The organism is Oceanipulchritudo coccoides, assembly GCF_010500615.1.
Taxonomy (GTDB): Bacteria; Verrucomicrobiota; Verrucomicrobiia; order Opitutales; family Oceanipulchritudinaceae; genus Oceanipulchritudo; species Oceanipulchritudo coccoides.
Map to the genome: position 1 here is coordinate 1,091,546 of NZ_JAAGNX010000001.1, position 19,232 is coordinate 1,110,777.

Genomic DNA, 19,232 nt, shown 5'->3' on the forward strand with positions numbered 1-19,232 from the left:
CTGCCTCAGGCTTTGGTGTGTATTTGATCCAGGAGCCTGACAAGAGCTTTGGCGACTTTCCCGATTCGGGCTTCCTCCATCATCTGCGTGTGCTCGACATCGACAATTTCCCGGTAAAGGCGACCCTTCGCGAATCGGTCCCAGCCAACCCATTTGTCATTCCTTGAGTAAACCGAATCGGACAACAGCAAGGCGACATCCCCATAGTAGGGTTTTGGCTTGGTGGCATCCAAGAGGAAAAAATTCGCCTCGATTTGCTGGCGGGTGGCTTCCGGGAGTTCCGGCAATTCAAAGTGGTCTTCAATATCCCGCTCAAGTCCTGTTCCTTTTGAATTGAAGAGCCGCTTCAGGCGTTTCCCGATCTTGTAACTCCAGCCTCGTATCCGCTGGGTGAGGCTATGCAGGTTTTCGTCGCGCAGGAGTTTCAGAAGATATCTCGGACGGTAGCGGACCAGGTTCAAGTACATGAAGTCGATGGCCACAAGCGGATACAGCTTCAGGCCCTGCTCGCTCATTTTATGCAGCATCTGGAGTGCGACCCCCGCTCCGAAGCAATAGCCACCCAGAAGAAATCGCCCGTCCGGAAAATTCTGAAGGACAAGGTCAGTATAATGTTCAGCCATTTCATCCACGTTTGTGAATGTCCTACTTGGTGCGCGAATGGCATAAAAGGGCTGATCATCCGGCAAATGTTGTCCGAGAAGATGGTACTGGTAAATATCCCCATCCAGCGGGTGAATCATTATCAGGGGGATCTTGTCACCCATTGCCTTGATTGGAACAAGCAGGGAGTCGTCTTTTGCATTATTGCTTGCAGAGGATTTGGTCTGAACAAGATTGGCTAGTGAGCGGATTGTCGGGGCTTGGAAAATTGCGTCCATGGCAACTTCTTGATCGAGGGCATCGTTGAGCTCCGCGATCAGGTAAGTGGCCAGCAGGGAGTTTCCTCCGATGGAAAAGAAATCGGCTTCGAGTCCCAGGGGTTTCCTCTGGAAGACTGCCTGCCAGATTTCCTGAATGTGTGATTCAACGGGGTTTCCGGGAACTGTTCCTCCTGTCAGAAATGCACTCTCGGGCTCAGATTCCAGCGGATCAACGCGTTTGAAGGGACTGGGAGCGCATTTCAAGTCTGCAAGCGACTGGTCCAAGACCTTGTCCAAGCCTGAGAAAATGTCGCTAAAGCGTGAAGCAAGATGATCAGCCACAGCAGGATCGATAGCCTCCCGGTCAACAATGACATCAATGTAGAATCCATTCCAATTCCGGAAAATGACCGTCAACGGGTAACCCGAAGTGAATCCTCCCTTGATATCCGATATGGAAAGCGAATCTGGATCATCCTCTTTATTCTGATCAATTGGCTGGTTTGCAAAAATAAAAAGGCAATCAAACAACGGGAGAGTCCGCGGAAGGTCTGTCCATTCAAGTATCTGTTTTTCACTACAGTAATCAAACTCCCGGTACTTTTGGAGTTGTCCGAAGAATTCGCGGCACCACTCCTTGAATGTCAACCTCCTGTTTAGATGGGCGACAACCGGGATTGTATTGGCGAGCATTCCAGCCATGTTTTCCTCCCCCGGAACCCGGTCGTACCTGCCGGAGACCGTTAAGCCAGTTACGACCCGGTCAGTCTCGAGCAGCTCGGACAGAAGAACTGTCCAAGTCGAGAGCAAGACGGCGAACGGTGTGATGCGGCATTCTCCGGCGACCTTTTCCAACCCGCCCTGCTCAAGACTTTCCATCCTCAAGGAGACCCTGTGCCGCTCCCTGGGTTGGTTGTCCGTATCTGCTTCAAGTTGCAGGGTGGCTGAAACGAGCGGGCTGTTTTTCATTCCCTTGAATTGGGACCTCCAGAACATGCGCGCCCTCGTATGTGACCTTGAGAAAAGCCATTCGCAGTAATCCTTAAAAGGAGCGCTTTCAACCCTTTCAGGAGCCACTCCGGAAAGCAGTTGGTTATAGGCCTTCACCATCCTCCGGAGGATCAGTGCACTTGACCATCCATCGAGGATGATATGGTGGCAGGTCCAGAGCAGCCATGTGGATGTTTCCGATGCCCGGAGAATGGACAAGCGGAAGGTCGGGGCCGTGGCCAATTGTAACGGAGTGGCCACCTCCTTTTCCGTGATCGATGCCAATTGTGATGCGGTCTCCTCATCTGAACAATTCATGCAGTCGACAATCGAGACGTCCCACTCCACTTTTTGGTGAACAAACTGCACGGGTTCAGACAATTCTTCCCAATGGACAGTTGTCCGCATTACAGGGAATGTCTCGACGACGTGTTGCCATGCCTCGCGGAACAGGGACTCCTTGAAAACACCCGTCAGGGCAAGCTTTAGCTGAATTTGACCCTGGTCCTCAGAGTTCTTCTGGAGGTGATGGGCGAGGAGGGTTGATTGCGCATTGGTCAGCGGATAGGCCAGTTGCCCGCTTTCCTGTTGGAGAATGGTATCAGTCGCTTGTGAAAGAAATGCGCGGGTATCATCCGCGAGTTTTGTGATCGTGGACTTTCGGTGGAGGTTCCTGCTGAAAGACCAGTTTGCGACCAACCTGTCAGCTGACAGGAAAGCGTTTACCTCAATGATGGCCGTTCTTGGTGATTCCTTCTTTCGATCATCTCCTATCGACCATTTTATTACGCTGAGGGGCCCTTTATCGACGGCCGTTTCCAGTCTTCCAAGGTAGTTGAGGGTGACCTCAGCATCAGGAACCGCGGAAATTTCCGGGTCGTTCCGTGCAAGGTACTTCAATATCCCAAATCCCACGCCTCGATTCGGGATATCATCCAGTTCAGCTTGGATGCCCTTGAAAAAGACACGGTCAGAGGAGGAATTCCGGGCATTCAGAACTACCGGAAATTGACTGGTGAACCAGCCGACGGTGCGTGTTGTATCGAGAGGTTGAACACAGTCTTCCCGGCCGTGTCCCTCGAGGTCGACAAGGATCGAACTGGAAGAGCACCATTTCCCCAAGGACCGAATAATTCCGCCGTATAGGATTGCCTGTACAGTGACGCCAAGCTTGCTGGCAACTTCAATGATTTGCCCAGTTTCCTTTTGATTGAATTCCAGTTGGAGGATTTCCTCACTGCCCTCCAGATTATCCTCAGGAGTTCCTGAATCGAGAGGGATCTTAGGACATCTTCTATAGGCCTGGTTTTTCCAAAAATTAATTTCCCCTTGAATGGCCTTGCTTCCCGAGAAATCCGCGAGGGCCTTTGCCCATGTCCGGAAGGGGGCCGTTTTTGGAGGAAGGGCAGAGGGGGCGCCAGGGCTGATATCGAGCAATGATTGAAGATCCTCCAGAAGGATCTTCCAGGAAACCCAGTCGACAGCGATGTGGTTAATGATCAGGAGGAGTTGGTTTTCTTCCCTGTCCTCGCTGTGAAAGAATGCCCCTCTGACCAGCTCACCTTTCTCAAGATTGATTGACTTGTGAAGCTCGTCTGCAGTGCGTCGGATGATGGATTGCCTGTCCCCGTCGGGGCAATGGACAGATTCAAGTTGGAAGGACCTGCCATTGTTGGGAAGAATAACCTGTTTCCATTCAGAGTCTTTTTTGCAGATAGCAGTCCGGAGCGCATCATGGTGGTCAATCAGCTTAAGGATGCTTTCCTGTATGTCCTCAATTTTAATGACAGCATCCACTTTCAAGAGGACGGAAAGGTTCCAATGACTGGGGTCCAAGTTTTTCTTTTCGAGCAGCCACGATTGTATGGGCGTCAATGGAGCTTCGCCGATCGGTTTATCTTTAAGTGTTTTTGGTGGAGTGGCAGGGTTGGCTAAATTAGCCAGTTCGCCGATGGACTTGGATGCGAGGAGTTGTCCAACCGTAATGGATAGCCCAGCCTCCCGGGCGCGGGCTACTGCCTGGATAGCCAGAATGGAATCGCCGCCGAGATTGAAGAAATTGTCCTCGTGACTTATTTGTTGAATTCCCAACACTCCCTTCAGGATTTCCGAAATTGAATCTTCTCTCTCCTGTCTGTGTTCGAGATCACTGCCGGGAACCGATACCTGCACTTCAAGCTGAAGGTGGGATTGAAGGGCCCTCAGATCGACCTTGCCATTGGGCAGGCAAGGGAGCTGGGCCAAGGCGATTAGCCGAGCCGGAATCATGTATTCAGGGATCCTCGTCGCCAAATGTGCTTTTAAATCCTGCGTGATGGATGATTCGGCCTTCTCCTTGGTTTCGACAAATCCAACCAAGTAGCTGGGGGCATCCTCACGCTCAACGATGATTACCGCAGCAGCTGTAACATGGGGATTTGATAGTAATGCCTCCTCAATCTCACCTGTCTCAATACGGTAGCCCCTGACTTTCACCTGATTGTCCAGACGGCCTAGAAAATGCAGGTTTCCGGATGAGTCCCAGATTCCCTGGTCACCTGTGCGATAGATTCGGCCGATCGGGGGAAGCTCGTGGAAACATTCCGCGGTGGATTCTGGTCGATTCAGGTAGCCCGGCGTGACCCCTTTGCCCCCAATGCAGATTTCCCCGGGCAATCCGGGAGCCATCAGGCGATTGTGCCTGTCAACAACATGAACAATGGAATTCGGAATAGGCTTCCCGATTGGAATTCTCCCAGTCGCTGATTCAACCCTATCAATGGCATGTACTGTCGACCAGACTGTTGCCTCGGTTGGACCGTATTCATTGTATAGACGGCAGTCCGGAAGATTCTCGAAATGGGCCTCCACAAGTGACGGGGGACAGCTTTCCCCAGCCACAATGGCCATCTTCAAACTCTGGAGGTTTGACCCGTTCAATCGCAGGATTTCCCTGTAGTAGCTTGGCACGCACAGAAGGGATTTTACCTTGTGTTCCCGGATGAAGGCACCCAGTTGCTCAGGATCCTGAATCATTTGACGGTCAGGAAGACACAGGGTCCCGCCGCTCATCAAGGTCCAGAAAACTCCCGCAACGGAGCTGTCGAATGACAGACTGGGAATCAAAAGAAAGTTTCCAGGATTCTCCGGATAGTAGTGGAAGCGGGCTCCGGTTGAATGCATCAAGCAGGCTGATGGGACCGATACGCCTTTGGGTTTCCCCGATGAGCCCGAGGTGTAGATAATGTAGGCAGCCTGTTCTTCCGCAGGTAGGGGAAGAGAAGCTCCGGAATCCGCATCGGCAACGAGGACGGATTCCGTCAATACCTCAATGGATGATCCGTAAGCAATTGTTCCAGCCAAATCGGGGGTGGTAATAACCATACCGGCTCCCGAATCTTCAACCATGAAGCGCAACCGCTCATCCGGATAGTCTGGATCAAGCGGCAGGTACGGCCTTCCCGCCCTTTGCACGGCCAGCAGGGCGACGATGGCATCGGCTGATCTTGGGATTAGCACGCCAATGGGTTCATCCTGTCCGCCGCATCGCTGCAAAATGGCCTTGGCCAGCGCGGTCACACGGCATTTTAGATCCGCATAGGTGAGTGAATCTTCCGGTCCAATGATCGCCAGCGATTCGCCGCCGGCTTCGTGTGATTCCAGCTGGAGGGAACCAATGCCGGAGTTAAGGATTTCGGGAATAACGGCTCCCTGACTAAAGGTATCGACCTGACTGATGTCTTCATCAGTCATGTAGTTTATTTTGGATACAGGGGTTCCCATATTAGAAACGAGTTCCCTGAGGATGACAGAGTATCTCCCAAGCAATCTTCTTATCGAGTCCGCGTTGAAGAGGCAGGACCTGTATTCGATAGCCAATTCAAAGCTGTCTTTGCCTTCAATCACGAAGAGAGTCAGGTCAAACTTCGATCTTTCCCCTTCAACCCATTTCGTGGTTGAAGTTGAATCTCCCAAGCGGACCGATGGTGAAACGTCGTCTTCCTGCTGGAAAACAAACATGTGTTGAAAGAGTGGATGGCGCCCGGAAACACGCTCGTAATCCACTTCCTTCAAGACCCGGTCAAGCCCGACGTCCTGGTTTGCAATAGCCTCAAGGTAGGCCTCTCGCACGGCCTGAAGGGCTTCACGGCAAGTGGGATTGGAAGAGAATTCCTGCCTTAGACACAGTGTGTTCAGGAAAAATCCAATCATGCCACCGGTTTCACGGTAACGTCTGTTGGCAACCGGTGTTCCAATGAGGATATCATCTGTCCGGCTGTACAGGCTGAGGAGGAGTTGGAACCCGAGAAGGAAGACCGGGAAGCTGGAGGATCCCCCGCTTGTGCCGAGTTCCTTGATGGCGTCGACAAGCTGACCTCGCAGGATGATCTTTTCCGTCGATCCAATGTCCGTCAGTTCAGCTGGGTACGGCCGGTCTGTGGCAAGAGTGAGTGGGCCTGGTGGATTCTCAAGGACGCCTTTCCAGTATGCCAATTGCTGATCCAGCTTTCCCGACTGGTTATCCAGAATCTGACTGTAGGCAAAATCCGTATAGTCGAACTGAGGCTCTGGCAATCCGTGTCCAGCCCCTTTACAGAGGGCATTAAAGATTCTGCTGAACTCCCTGAAAAAGATTCCAGAGGACCACTCATCAAAGATGATATGGTGGAAAGAAAACCCGATGAGAGTTCTTCCATCCGAACTTCCGCATACCAGCCGGTAAAGGGGACCTTCTTCAAGGTCGAAGGGCAGGAGAAGAGATTCGGATACTTTAGCCTCGAGCAGTTCAGCATTATCCCCCTCAACGATATCCATCCGGGCGGGCGTGCTCTGATCGATAACCTGCACGAGTTGCCCATCTTGAAGCGTGAAGGTTGTTCTCAACACAGGGTGGCGCCGGAGCATCTCATCCATGGTTTGACGGATCCGCTCAACCTCAATGGTGTCGACGGGGTATTCCAGATACTGGGCGATGTTATAGTTAGGCGAGCTTGGCTCAACCTGGTGCAGAAGCCATATCCGCTGCTGCCCAGGGGAAGCCAGAGCCGGTTCATTGGCGGGGCGCTTAATGATGCCATCAACTTGTTTGTGATCCGCCCGGAGTGACCCCTTTGCCTTTGGTTCCGTTTCCTCTCCCGAAGTCGATGATGCTTTCCGCCTGATGGCTTCTTTAACCTTTTCGGAGATGCGAGTGATCGTGCTCTCCTGGAAGATGGTTTGTAGTGGGAGGTCCACTTCAAAGGCATTGCCGGTCAATAACATTGCTTCCATGGCGGCCAGCGACGTCCCGCCCAATTGGAAAAAATTACTGGTGGCGCTTATGCGTTCCGCTCCAATCACGGATTTCCAGATTTCGGCCACCTGTTCCTCAACCTCTCCGGAAGGCGCGATAAACTGTCCAATGTCCTCAAGGTCTGCCTCGTCTGGATTCGGGAGTGCACTGAAGTCAGTCTTGCCATTCGGGGTGAGGGGAATGCTCTTGAGAGGAATGAAGCGGTGGGGAATTAACTCATCAGGGAGGCGGTTCGATAGATAGATTCGCAGGTCTTCCTCCCTGAGAGGTTCCACTGCAACATAGTAGCCGACCATCCGACCGGGTTGGTAACTGCTGACGACACAGGCTTCAATTCCGTGATGTTGCAACAGCGAGCGTTCGACCTCACCCGGTTCAATTCGGAAGCCGGAAATCTTTAGTTGCCGGTCGATCCTTCCCAAGTACTGAAGGAGCCCGCGCTCATTGAAGCGCACCAGATCGCCTGTCCGGTATAGTCTCTGCCCTTCCTGCCAAGGGTGGGGGACAAATTTCTCAGCATTGAGTTCATCCCGTCCGTGGTAACCGCTGGTTAATCCGTGCCGGGAAATGCACAGTTCCCCAGGTATTCCCGGAAGGACAGGATTGAGCCTGCCATTGAGGACGTATAATTGCACATGATCAGCAGGCTTCCCTATCGGAACACTGATTTCCCGGTCGGCCTTCGAATCGAATTTATGTATCATGCACCCCACTACAGCTTCGGTTGGTCCGTACTCGTTGAAAATTTCAACCGGCTTGGGAAACTGTCTGGAGATAGTATCGGCAAGATGGACCTTCAGGTCTTCACCACCGAGGATCATCCTCCGAATGCGGGAAGTCGAGAGATCCAGTTGCTGCAACAGGGACAAATGGGATGGCGTCAGCTTGATCAGATCGACTTGGTTATCCCTGATCACGTCAACGACAGCTGAGTCGACTGGTCCGTCACTTTCCTCGTAAATGACAAGCGTACCGCCGGTCATGAGGGGAAGGAACAGGCTGGTGACGGTCAGGTCGAAGGAAAGGGAAGTAAACAGGGGAAAGGCCAGTTGTTCCCCGCGGACATACTGACGTTCCGCCCATTCGAGGTAATCCGAGAGCCCATCATGGTTTATCGGGACACCTTTTGGCTGACCTGTCGAACCGGAGGTATAGATCATGTAGGCTTGGTCTGAAAGCGATGGCATGCTTCTTTCCGTGGTGGCAACCTTGTTCCTTGGCTTGTCGAGGTCCAAGACATTCCCCTCAAACCCGTGGAGCTTCTCCTGTAGTCCGCGGTGTGTGAGGACCAACTTGGCACCGCAGTCGCCGAGGATGTAGGCAAGTCGTGAAGGTGGGTATTCCGGATCAAGCGGGACGTAAGCCGCACCGGAGTTGAGGACGGCAAAAATCCCGGTCACGGCATCAATTGAGCGCCGCATGCAGACCGCAACGACTGTTCCCGAGCCAACGCCTCGCTCAATCAAGAGCGCGGACAGGGAGGCAACCCTCTCACCGAGCTCAGAGTAGGAAAGGCTCTCTTGACCCTCTCGGACTGCAATCCTGTCGGGCGTAGTGTCTATCTGGGCTTGAAAATGTTCAACGACCGTCTTCTCCGGAAACGGTTGTTCATCCGTTGAATTGAAGTTGAAAAGGAATGCTTCTTTATCAGCTTCAGAAAGCGTAGGGACTTCTCCAATACAAGTATCGCAATTCTCAAGAAAGGCGTTGATAATGGAACGCATGAGGAAGGTTCCCCGTTCCTGCTCGGTAGTGGAGAAGCACGACTTGTTGAAATCCAGGTACAACGTGAATGCTCCTGTTCCATTGTAATCATGGATCTGCATCTGGAATCCGTGAACGCTGTCGCAATGTCCGGAATGTATCCACTCAGATTCCAGGGCAATGCCGTCAACCTTCTTGAATGGCTGGGGAGAATAGTTCAGGATGGCGCTGCTTGCGTTGCGTTGACCGACAAAACTGCTGCCGGGCCCACAGGCTTTGAGCAGGGATTGCGTTTCTGCGAGGCAGTTTTTCCCAAGCGTCGCAAAGGTGTCCTCCTCATCAATCTCCACGCAGAAAGGCAACATTTCGAGAAACAGTCCGAGTGATTTTCTCGATACAGGGCTCGGACGGTTCGCCATTGGCATGTCAAAACGAAAGGTTCTCTGACCACAGACATGGTAGAGCCATGCGGATAGGATGGCCGAGAAACCACTTAGCACGGACAGTTCCTGGAAGAGGCTGGCAAACGGAGGCGTTGAAATGACCTTCCGGAATTTATTGGATTCTTCGGGGGTCAGTTGAATGACAATGCGCTCGGTTTCAGTTGTTTCAGATAGCTTGGGCCGTCCCCAGAACAGGGGCTTGGTAAAAAGGCTTTCAGGACGTTTATCGAAGTGTCCCTGGGCAGACTCCAGCCTCGCATTTGCCTTATTCTGGATGGAATTGATCGTATCCAGATAGTCAGGTCCGTCCGCGGAAGTTGCTGACCCCTCCAGAAGGCTTTTGTAGGTTTGAAATACCAGATCGACCAGATTGATTGTCGAAACGGCATCGGTGATCAAGTGATGTTGGTTAAGATACCAGCCATGGCAGTCTTCATCCAGTTTCAGCAGGACCGAATCCACAAGCTCCCCGTCCAGTGGTAAAACCCTTGAGGCCCGTTCTTCGGACCAGCGCTTGAATTCCCCTTGGGGATCCGCCTTCACGGTAAGGTCCATCCTTTTCAAGCTGCACGAACCTTCCGGATTTGTTGCGGCCCTGGGCCTTGCTTCCTCAACCCGGATCTTCAGGCGTAAAATCGGGTGGTTGTCCACGACTGCCTGCCATGCCTGGGAGAAAGCATCAGGATCAAGCCGTCCGGTAACTTTAAAGGCAAAAACCGTATTGTAGAGAGGGCTCTCAGGACTGAGATGTTGCCCCATCCAGAAAGGGATCTGGTTGCGGCTCAGGCCGGAATCCTTTTGCAGCTTTTCGTGCAGGAAATCTGGTTGGGGTTCAGTCACGAGGGAGTAAAGGGTATTGATTGAGGGGGACTTTAAGGACGGTTTCCCAAGGAGGATTCAATTTTCAAAATTCGAGGAATCCACGAAAGATGAAAGCCTTCGCCGGTCGATTTTTCCGGTTGAGGTCCGTGGCAGGTCGTCAGCAAAGACGGTCCTTTGAGGGATTGCATAGGCCGGAAGAGCCTTGGCGAGGTGCTTGTGCAGTTGCCCGGGTTCGACTGTCGCGCCTTCCTTGAGGCGCAAAACAGCAACGAGAGCCTTCTCTCCGGATGGCAGATCATGCAAGATAGCACATCCCTCCTGGACTTGGGGAATGCTGTGCAGGGCATGTTCAACTTCATCCAATTCAAGGCGGTAACCACGAATCTTTATCTGCCGGTCACGCCTTCCGTGAAAGTGAAGGAGCCCCTCCTTATCAAGTTGGACCAGGTCGCCGGTCTTGTAGAAGGCAATGGGAATACCGGGTACTTGTTCCCTCATGACAATCCCTTTTGCCGTCAGCTCTGGCCGCCCCCAATATCCTTTCATCATTGTCTTGCTGTGGATCAGCAACTCCCCGATTTCTCCGGGTGGGGTCAGGGAACCGTCGGGATTCTCAATCCGGCCTGTGGCCCCATCCCACACCTTCCCGAGGGGAATGGGCTTATTTGGATTCAACTTTCCGGGATCGATATGGAATACGGTACACTGATTAACTTCAGCGGGACCGTATACATTCGAATACCTCGCCTTGGGCCAGATCTTCATCAACCGGATCATGTGCTTGGTCGGAAACGGTTCCCCGGCGTAAATGACCCAACGCAAAGCAGGCTGTGGTCGGCTCTTCAAATCCACATTCGTTATCAGCTGGACCAAGGCCAGGGGGACCGAATACCAGATTGTCAGGGCTTTTTCCTCGATCAGCTGGGCAAGGCTTGAAGGAAACAGCATCGCATCCTCTGGAATGATCACGGTTGTAGCACCGCGTGAGGGGCCCGTAAAGAACTCGAAAAGGGCCATGTCAAAGTGTAGCCGGGAATGGTTTCCCATACGGTCCTCGGGAGTTATTCCGTAGGTAATTCCCGAATACAAGGCGTAAGCCACCCCACTGGAATGGGTGTGCATCATGCCTTTAGGTTCCCCGGTGGACCCCGATGTATACAAAATGTAGGCAAGGTCGTGGTCCTTGACTTTATCTGATGGAGCAGTGTCGGGAAAGTCCTGCAAGCTGCGCCAAGGAAGGCACCGGGTATCACTGCCTGCCAGGGCGTTCTCGTCCAATCCAACAACAACCTTGAGCTCAGCACCCTCGTCCAATGCCTTGTTTAGGGATTTCCGGCGTTCGGGTCGTGTTATGAGATGGGTGATCTGGCAATCCTTGATGATGAAGGCCACCCTTGCTGGTGGCGCACCCGGATCTATGGGCACAAACACTGCCCCGGCCTTAAGGATGCCATAGACAGCAACCGGGATCTCCAAGCTCTTGTTCAGATAAACCCCAACACAGTCTCCCGCTTTGACACCTTCCTCGACTAATAAATGGGCCAGCTTGTTAGCCTGTTTTGCCGCTTCGGCGTAAGTGAGGTGCTGTTCGGAAAATTCAAATGCGACTTTGTCCGGCAATTTGGCTGCCGACTTGTCCAGAAAATGGTGGATCAGTGATGGAGTATTTTCCGCAGGCATTATGGGTGCTTCAATTTCCCCTCGATGTAGCCAGCAATAATCTGGAGTGAGCGGAAATTATCCGGAATCAATTCATCGTGGGGAACAGTCACTTGGAATTTATTTTCAATGAAGGCAATGGCTTCCATCATGGAGACCGAATCTACCTGGCCACTGCTGAAAAGGTCTTCCTCCGGATCAAGGTCCAAGCCATTTTCCGCGAAGTGTTCCGAGATGGACTGAAGAACGCTCATTTCCTTTGACCGGTAAAATTGGTGGACTGATGGACGGATCAACCCAGACCGAACGCCCTCTGGACAAACCAGAAGCCGGCGACCAGTGTGAGGACTGCCGATCCGCCTTGGAGAATGACAGGCTGGTAGGAAGGATGCTTCCGCAGGAAGAAAAGCAATGGGAAGATGGCTGCGACGATCACCATCTGGCCAAGTTCGACACCGATATTGAACCCAAGGACAACCTTCAGGGCATCCTGCATGCGGAACGGGAGTTCGCCCATCACGGAGGCAAAGCCCAGTCCATGGAACAAGCCGAGGATGACGATCATGATTGAGGTCCAACTTCCGACCTTGAAGAAAATATTATTCACCCCGACGATGATGATGGAGAGGGCAATGATCGATTCAACCAGCCGGCTGGATATGGATATAAAATCAAGGGCGGCCAAGGCAAGGGTGATGGAGTGCGCAATGGTGAACAGGGTCACGATTTTAAACACCCTCCAGAGGACGCTGTGAAATTTTTCCACTGGAATCACTTTGTCATCCTTCCTGATCAGGACAGTCGGCAGTAGCAGGCAGAGGAGGAAAAGGATGTGGTCAATTCCTATCCAGATATGAAGGACTCCCTGCGGAACCATGGCACGGGCTCCAAGCATTGAAGGAATATTTGTCAGATCAAGTTCCTGCACGGAGGTGCTGGAGCCGAAAATCATATGGGCCGATTCGTCCCCGTGTTTCATGCCCGTATGATAGTTGTTCATGATCCCGACAAGTCCACGATGAAGCCTGCCCGTTTCCTGAAGCATCGTGTTCTCAATCGTTATGACATTGGGAATGGGGTTTTCCGCCTTCATCACAAAGTCATACTTGGCAAACCGCATGAATCCCAGATCCCGCAGCCCGACTTCCTTGAATTCCAATGGGTAGGATTCACCAGCCCCGCTGATTTTGAAGTGTTCGGGGATATAGGCTTGGACTACTTCCGCGTTCTCCTGAACAACAGCCAGCCAGTCCTCCTTTTTCTCGGACTTGATACCGAACTTTTTCTCAAGGTCGTCGGTATTGATCTCAAATGTGCCGACCAGACGGTCTTCGTACACATCAAAAAACACGTAATTCTCACCGCTGGTGTGTGCCCTTAACGGATTCGTCACGAAGAGAAGCGTCATCACGAAAAGAGGCAGAATCGTGCGGGAGGTGAACTGTTGGACTCTTGTCCAAGAAAAATAGGGTAAACTACTCATATTGCCTTGAAAAACTACAATCAACGCCTCGTCAAGGATTTACCTGCTTCCGTTATTGCCACGGATTTAGCAGCTGCTTATGGATTTCCATAGTCAAACACGCTTATGAAAAAACCCTGTTTCACACTATTCGCCCTCGTTCTAATCAGTCACTGGGCCTACCCGGAGACTTTAAAGCCTTATATCATGGCGGGAGAGGAGCAGGGAACCTTGTCCGAAGTTCAGCTTTCCGTCACAGGAAAATTGGCCGTCTCGGGGTTTGAAGTTCTCAACAGTTACAGCCCGGCGGATGATCCCAGCCTGAGTGTCATTTGCGTAACGCATGCGGATTTGAAACAGCTGGCAGCTGAAAAGGGCGGCCTGACTGGCTTCGCGATGGTCCTCCGGGTGGGCCTGGAAGCGACGGACACAGGTATCAGCGTATCATACATGAACCCGGTCTACTGGGGTGCGGCATATCTGCGGTCTGATTACGAATCGGTTGAATCGGTTTATACGGATCTGCAAGCAAAGTTCGAGGCGACCTTTTCGGACCTGTCCACTGTCATTGGGGAACCGTTTGGATCAAAGAAAGGGCTCAAGGACAGGAAACTGAAGAAATATCATTACATGATGGCCATGCCGTATTTCGATGATGTCAATGTCCTCTCCGAGGGTGTTCCTTACGAGCAATCCATCGCCGCCATTGAAGCAAATGCGGCCAGTGGGAATGCGGATGCAGTCATTGTCTACAAGATCGAGCTTCCCGGAATGAAGATGGCGTTATACGGAACGGGAATCACTGGCGAAAAAGGGGAGGCCACCTTCCTCCCGAAAATTGATTTCAATGAGCCGAGGCATGCAGCCTTTCTTCCCTACGAAATGCTGGTGCTGGACAACCGTGTGGTATCCCTGCATGGGAAGTACCGCATTGCCCTCTCATTTCCAGATCTGAAAATGGGCACTTTCATGAAGATCATGTCGACCCCGGGCGATATTGCCAAAGCGCAGGAATCCTTGTTGCTGTCTGCCGAATAAAGGCGGTCCGGTCCTTTGGTTTATTGAGTCGGGGAAAAACCTTGAGTAGTTAACTCACGGTTTCCTGCCCAGCTGGTCATTTATAAAGGTAAGTCCAGCCACCGGTGTCCGTCTGGCTTGCGGTGTAGGTTTCCTCAAGCAAATAGATCCAGGTTCCAAGCGTTTCCGAGTAGAGGAACCCGAACGCAGCAAATTCCACATTCAACCAGCCAAGGTAATCGCCGGTGTCCACCCAACCGTCGACAACCGGGTGACCGCCCCAAAAACCATCGTCCACGGGTTCCGTGTCGAGGGCAAGGTAGCGGAGCATGGCCTCAACAAAGTAGAAATCCCCGAAGATGGTCCCTTCTTCAGCCTTGTTGTCGTATTTCTCCGAACCCTTGGTCAGGATGGACTCAAAACCTGGAGATGCCGACGCCAGATATGGCGGCGAAGTGAGATCCCCAAGGATGTTTTCAGCCGCCGTGAGGAATTTTTCATCCTGAGTGAATTCGTAAAGCTCGATTGCCGCAGACGCGACGATTGCCGAAGCAGAAGTATCCCGAGGGTGATTGGTGGACCCGCCGACAGCTCGGTCGAAATCCGAATACGCAACAAAGTCATCGGATTGGTTCGCTACCGCAGCCATGAAGTAATCGAAGCAGGCTACTGCCCGGTCGAGCATCCGGGATTCATTGGTGTAGCGATACATCATCGTGTATCCGTACACGGCCCATGCTTGTCCCCGCGACCAGGTTGTGTCGGTGTCCGCCCCCTGGTGGGTGCGCTTGTAGAGGACATTTGCAGATTCGTCATAGGCCACCACATGGAAGGTGCTGCCGTCCGGCCTGACTTGATTCAGGAATGTCGCATCAGCATGGTTAATGGCAAAATCGTCGTAGTCCGAGTTTCCGCCGTTTAGCCCCACGTAGACGGGCAACTCCATGTTCATCATCATATCGATGTTGACCTCAAAATACGGGTTGTTGTAGGGCGTGTTTGTGCTCGCAGTGATACTGGGACTGCTCACGGCAGTGGAAATGCTGGTACGCCTGTTGGTCCATGCGCGGTAGGATTCGATCGTCGGATGATAGCGTTGATTGGCAAAGGAATCAGCCGCCTGATTCAGTTTTGCAGTGTAAACAGAAATTTCCGCAGGACTCAAGGTGTCCGAAGCATGTCGAAGACCATAGCCATAGGCGCAGTAAATTTGAAATCCGGTGTCGTTGTCTGAGGCGGTTGCCCGGGCCGATACCGCGTTGGTCCAGTCCCTGCCGTAAGTAGCCCATACGTTTTCCCCGGTGTAGTCATACATCATCCACATCAAACCCGCAGGAAATCCGCTGCACCAGTTGCTGATCGACTGATTCTGCCAAATTCCGGATGTGTCGGTATAACTGACAAAACGACTCGACCCGGACCGTTGGGCCAGATCATCCAGCTGCAGCTTGGAAAACTCCAATGCAGTGGTGATTTTTTCGGTCAGCGTCTGGGCTGAAACCGGAAGAGTAGCCCATCCGAGAAGGGTTAAGAGGGCAATTAGAGGGGGGAGTTTCATTTTCATAAGGATTACGATGGATCTTTAAAACCTTAATTTAATAATTATTACCACACAAAAAATAGATTTTCCGTAAAAAATACCCAGTATATGAGCTATTTGCGGGCCTTTTTCTATTAACGCACAATTTGGACCTCGCGATCAGCGTTTATATTTATTGGACAAGTTCCAGCAGCGTGGGTAAGGAGTCATTAGTTAGCCAATCTTTACAGAAAGCCCATATGAAATCATGCAACCTGCTCCTGCTTACACTCTTAACACTATTGGGGTCTGTATCCATGCAGGCTGAGGCTCTCATCACAAATGTCGATCACCGCGAGACGACTTCCCTCGCTGGAAAGTGGCGTGTGATTGTCGATCCCTTTGAAACGGGCTTTTACAGTTATCGCTACGAGGAAATCAAAAACAGGGACAACGGTTTCTCGATGGATGCCAAGGCGGCGGACAAGTCAGCCCTGCTGGAGTACAACTTCGATTCCAGTGGGACCCTGGATGTTCCGGGCGACTGGAACAGCCAGCGCGAAAAGCTCTTCTTCTACGAGGGGACGGTCTGGTACCGGAAAAAGTTTGATTACCATCTGCAGCCCGGTAAGCGCTTGTTCGCGTATTTCGGGGCGATCAATTATGAGGCTATTGTTTACCTGAACGGCCAAAAAGTGGGAACGCATACGGGCGGCTTTACGCCCTTTAATTTCGAGCTCACGAACTATCTCAAGGCCGGCGAAAACTCCCTTGTCATCAAGGCGGACAACAAGCGGCGGTCCACAGCAATTCCAACCGTCATGTCGGATTGGTGGAATTACGGTGGCCTGACCCGGCGTGTCCTCCTGATTGAGGAATCCAATACCTTCATCCGCGACTACCACATCCAATTGGCCAAGGACAGTATGGAAACCATTGCCGGTTGGGTTCAATTGGACGGAGCAGAGGGTGCGCAACCGGTGACGGTCCGCATTCCTGAAGCCGGCATCACGCAAACGGTCCAGACAGATGAGCGCGGATATGCCGAAATTTCCTTCGATGCCGACCTGTCCCTTTGGTCGCCGGACAATCCCAAACTGTACCGTGTGGAAATATCGGCTGGTGAGGAATTGCTGGAGGATGAAATTGGGTTTCGCAGTGTTCAGGTGAGGGGGAATGACATCCTCTTAAACGGGAAGGCCATTTTCCTGCGCGGCATTTGCATCCATGAAGAATCGCCTCTTCGTCCCGGAAGGGCCTACACACCGGAGGATGCCCGGATATTATTGGAATGGTCGAAGGAGCTTAATTGCAACTTTGTCCGTCTGGCCCATTATCCACACAATGAATACATGACCCGCCAGGCTGACCGGATGGGTATTCTCGTATGGTCGGAAATTCCGCTTTACTGGACTATCTCCTGGGACAATCCGGAAGTGTACAGCAATGCCGTCCAGCAGCTGACGGAGATGATCACACGGGACAAGAACAAGGCCTCGGTTATCCTTTGGTCGGTGGCCAATGAGACGCCGGTCAGTGAGCAGCGTACGAAATTCCTCGCGGACCTGACCAAGGTTGCCCGGTCGCTCGATCCGACACGCCTTATCACAGCGGCTTTGGAAGCTGAATGGCCCAAGGAGGGAATTGCCATCAACGATCCTTTGGGTGCCTATCTGGATGTCCTCGGATGCAATGAGTATCTCGGCTGGTACGGCAGTACGGATCCCCGCAACTTCGACAAGACATGGTTCACAAAATATGAGAAACCGCTTATCATAAGCGAGTTTGGGGCAGGAGCCCTCCAAGGATACCATGCTGATCCGGATACGCGCTGGAGCGAGGAATTCCAGGCACAGGTCTACGAGCGTCAAATTCCCATGCTGGACCGGATTCCGTTCCTCAGGGGCACTTCTCCATGGATTCTCAAGGATTTCAAATCCCCCCGCAGACCCCTTCCGTATTTCCAGGATTATTTCAACCGGAAGGGCTTGATCTCGGATACTGGAGAACGCAAGCAGGCCTTTTACATCCTTCAGGATTATTATCGCCAAATTGAGTCAGGCGAGGGCGATAGCGCTCGATAAAGGCAGATCCGTCAGGGCTTGCTGCCCCAATTAACCTTGCCTGAGAAGGCACGCGTTGATATGAATATTCATGGTTCAACTATTCAAATGGGGGGAGAATCATGAAGGTATTATTTGGGGGAATTGTTCAATTTCAGCCCTGCAAATTGCTGTTGTCGGTTGGCCTCTGTCTATTCGGCATTATCACGCTGGCTGAGGTGACACTGACAGTATTGCCAGATATTCCGGACGATGAGGGTGGCGGAGTCGCGAACGCCATCTCCAGCAACAAGGAGATTATTGCCGGAGGCGGATACACAGCGCAGGGGACGGAGGCATTCGTTTGGGACAAGCTGGTGCCGATGGCCTTGGGCGACTTGCCCGGTGGCTTGCTTTTCAGTGGGGCAACCGCTGTTTCCAGCGATGGCCAGCGTATTGCCGGATTTGGCAATACGGGTTTCGGGACCCAGGCAGTGCTCTGGGAGGGTTCAAGCCTGACCCAGTTGCCCGACATCGGCGGAGGTGACAGTAAATGCGGTGCACTCGGTATTTCTGGTGACGGAACCGTCGTTGTCGGCTGGGGCACAAACTTTAATAACCGATTCGAGGCCGTGCGCTGGGTCAACGGGGTACCGGAGGGACTGGGCAACATGTCCGGTGGACTTGCCATGAGTTATGGTCGAGGTATTTCGACAGACGGTCTTGTAGTTGTCGGCTGGGTACAAGTCACAGGGGGACAAGAGGCGATGAAGTTCACAGGTGGCACAATGACCACCCTTGGCGATTTTGAAGGTGGATCCCTTGAGTCCTACGCCAGTGACGCCGATATAGATGGTTCGATCATCGTGGGCCGGGGAGCGTCCGCTGACGGATTCCATGCCTGCTATTGGGACAGCACGGGTATCCACGCGCTGGAGGATCTTCCGGGAGGACCGCTCTCATGTGAGGCGTGGGCGGTGGATGGTGATGGTTCGGTGATCGTGGGATACGGCACTGGCGCAAGTTATTGGAAGCAGGCCGTGGTATGGCTGAAGGACAATAACTACGCACCTGTCACATTGGATGAGCTCCTCGACAACGCTGGTGTGGACCGGCAGGGATTCAGTTGCTGGGAGGCCCTCGGGGTCAGTACGGACGGATCGGCTGTTGTGGGATATGGGTACATTGATCAGACAACCCAAGCCGCCTTTGTAGTGGATTTAGGTGGTCCGGCATCATGGGGACCTTACATCATATCCAATGGCTGGGCAGATACTGGAGCCTGGTTGGGTTGGCTCAAGGTTGACAACGATCCGTGGGTTTGGAGCGACTCCCTGCAATCCTGGATGAATCTTCCCCCGGATACGCTTGAGGCCGGGGAGGGCTGGGTTTTTGTCCCGCGGTAGAGCAGCTGGCTGGCCAGCGCTATTCCGGAGTGT

The 19,232-nt window shown here is 52.5% G+C and carries 8 protein-coding genes; 3 read left to right on the forward strand and 5 right to left on the reverse strand.

Annotated features, from left to right (window positions below; translation table 11 throughout):
* Positions 1 to 5 precede the first annotated feature (5 nt).
* Genes G0Q06_RS04190 through G0Q06_RS04205 form a run of 4 tightly spaced genes read right to left on the reverse strand, consistent with a single transcriptional unit; the run spans position 6 to position 13,161 of the window.
* Positions 6 to 10,112: a non-ribosomal peptide synthetase gene (locus G0Q06_RS04190; RefSeq protein WP_163962760.1), complete on the reverse strand. Its 10,107-nt coding sequence runs from the start codon at positions 10,110 to 10,112 to the stop codon at positions 6 to 8.
* 57 nt (positions 10,113 to 10,169) lie between these two features.
* Positions 10,170 to 11,774 (reverse strand): amino acid adenylation domain-containing protein, encoded by a 1,605-nt coding sequence (locus tag G0Q06_RS04195; RefSeq protein WP_163962761.1) that lies wholly within the window; start codon positions 11,772 to 11,774, stop codon positions 10,170 to 10,172.
* A complete protein-coding gene (locus G0Q06_RS04200) occupies positions 11,774 to 12,007 on the reverse strand; it encodes an acyl carrier protein (RefSeq protein WP_163962763.1) in 234 nt (77 codons plus the stop codon). Before G0Q06_RS04200 ends, G0Q06_RS04195 begins: the two co-directional genes overlap by 1 nt.
* A 38-nt stretch (positions 12,008 to 12,045) precedes the next feature.
* Complete coding sequence (locus tag G0Q06_RS04205; RefSeq protein ID WP_163962765.1) at positions 12,046 to 13,161, reverse strand: HupE/UreJ family protein; 1,116 nt, start codon at positions 13,159 to 13,161, stop codon at positions 12,046 to 12,048.
* A 180-nt stretch (positions 13,162 to 13,341) separates the two neighbouring features.
* Between G0Q06_RS04205 and G0Q06_RS04210 the strand changes: the two genes are divergently transcribed.
* Positions 13,342 to 14,253, forward strand: coding sequence for a hypothetical protein (locus G0Q06_RS04210; protein ID WP_163962767.1), 912 nt, complete (start codon positions 13,342 to 13,344; stop codon positions 14,251 to 14,253).
* A 76-nt stretch (positions 14,254 to 14,329) separates the two neighbouring features.
* On the opposite strand, the gene G0Q06_RS04215 is transcribed toward G0Q06_RS04210, so the two are convergent.
* Entirely contained in the window at positions 14,330 to 15,790 is a 1,461-nt protein-coding gene (locus tag G0Q06_RS04215; protein WP_163962769.1) for a glycoside hydrolase family 76 protein, read from the reverse strand.
* A 221-nt stretch (positions 15,791 to 16,011) separates the two neighbouring features.
* On the opposite strand from G0Q06_RS04215, the gene G0Q06_RS04220 reads away from it, so the two are divergent.
* On the forward strand, positions 16,012 to 17,835 hold the full coding sequence (locus tag G0Q06_RS04220) for a glycoside hydrolase family 2 protein (RefSeq protein ID WP_163962771.1): 1,824 nt from the start codon (positions 16,012 to 16,014) through the stop codon (positions 17,833 to 17,835).
* Between the two features lie 101 nt (positions 17,836 to 17,936).
* Positions 17,937 to 19,199 carry a hypothetical protein gene (locus G0Q06_RS04225; protein WP_163962773.1) on the forward strand — a complete coding sequence of 421 codons (1,263 nt, stop codon included), beginning with the start codon at positions 17,937 to 17,939 and terminating at the stop codon, positions 19,197 to 19,199.
* Positions 19,200 to 19,232: the final 33 nt, after the last annotated feature.

Excerpts from the sequence above, each read along its gene's own strand:
- G0Q06_RS04195 (WP_163962761.1), bottom strand. The coding sequence starts at position 11,774 with ATGCCTGCGGAAAATACTCCATCACTGATCCACCATTTTCTGGACAAG.
- G0Q06_RS04200 (WP_163962763.1), bottom strand. The coding sequence starts at position 12,007 with ATGAGCGTTCTTCAGTCCATCTCGGAACACTTCGCGGAAAATGGCTTG.
- G0Q06_RS04205 (WP_163962765.1), bottom strand. The coding sequence starts at position 13,161 with ATGACGCTTCTCTTCGTGACGAATCCGTTAAGGGCACACACCAGCGGT.
- G0Q06_RS04210 (WP_163962767.1), top strand. The coding sequence starts at position 13,342 with ATGAAAAAACCCTGTTTCACACTATTCGCCCTCGTTCTAATCAGTCAC.
- G0Q06_RS04215 (WP_163962769.1), bottom strand. The coding sequence starts at position 15,790 with ATGAAACTCCCCCCTCTAATTGCCCTCTTAACCCTTCTCGGATGGGCT.
- G0Q06_RS04220 (WP_163962771.1), top strand. The coding sequence starts at position 16,012 with ATGAAATCATGCAACCTGCTCCTGCTTACACTCTTAACACTATTGGGG.
- G0Q06_RS04225 (WP_163962773.1), top strand. The coding sequence starts at position 17,937 with ATGAAGGTATTATTTGGGGGAATTGTTCAATTTCAGCCCTGCAAATTG.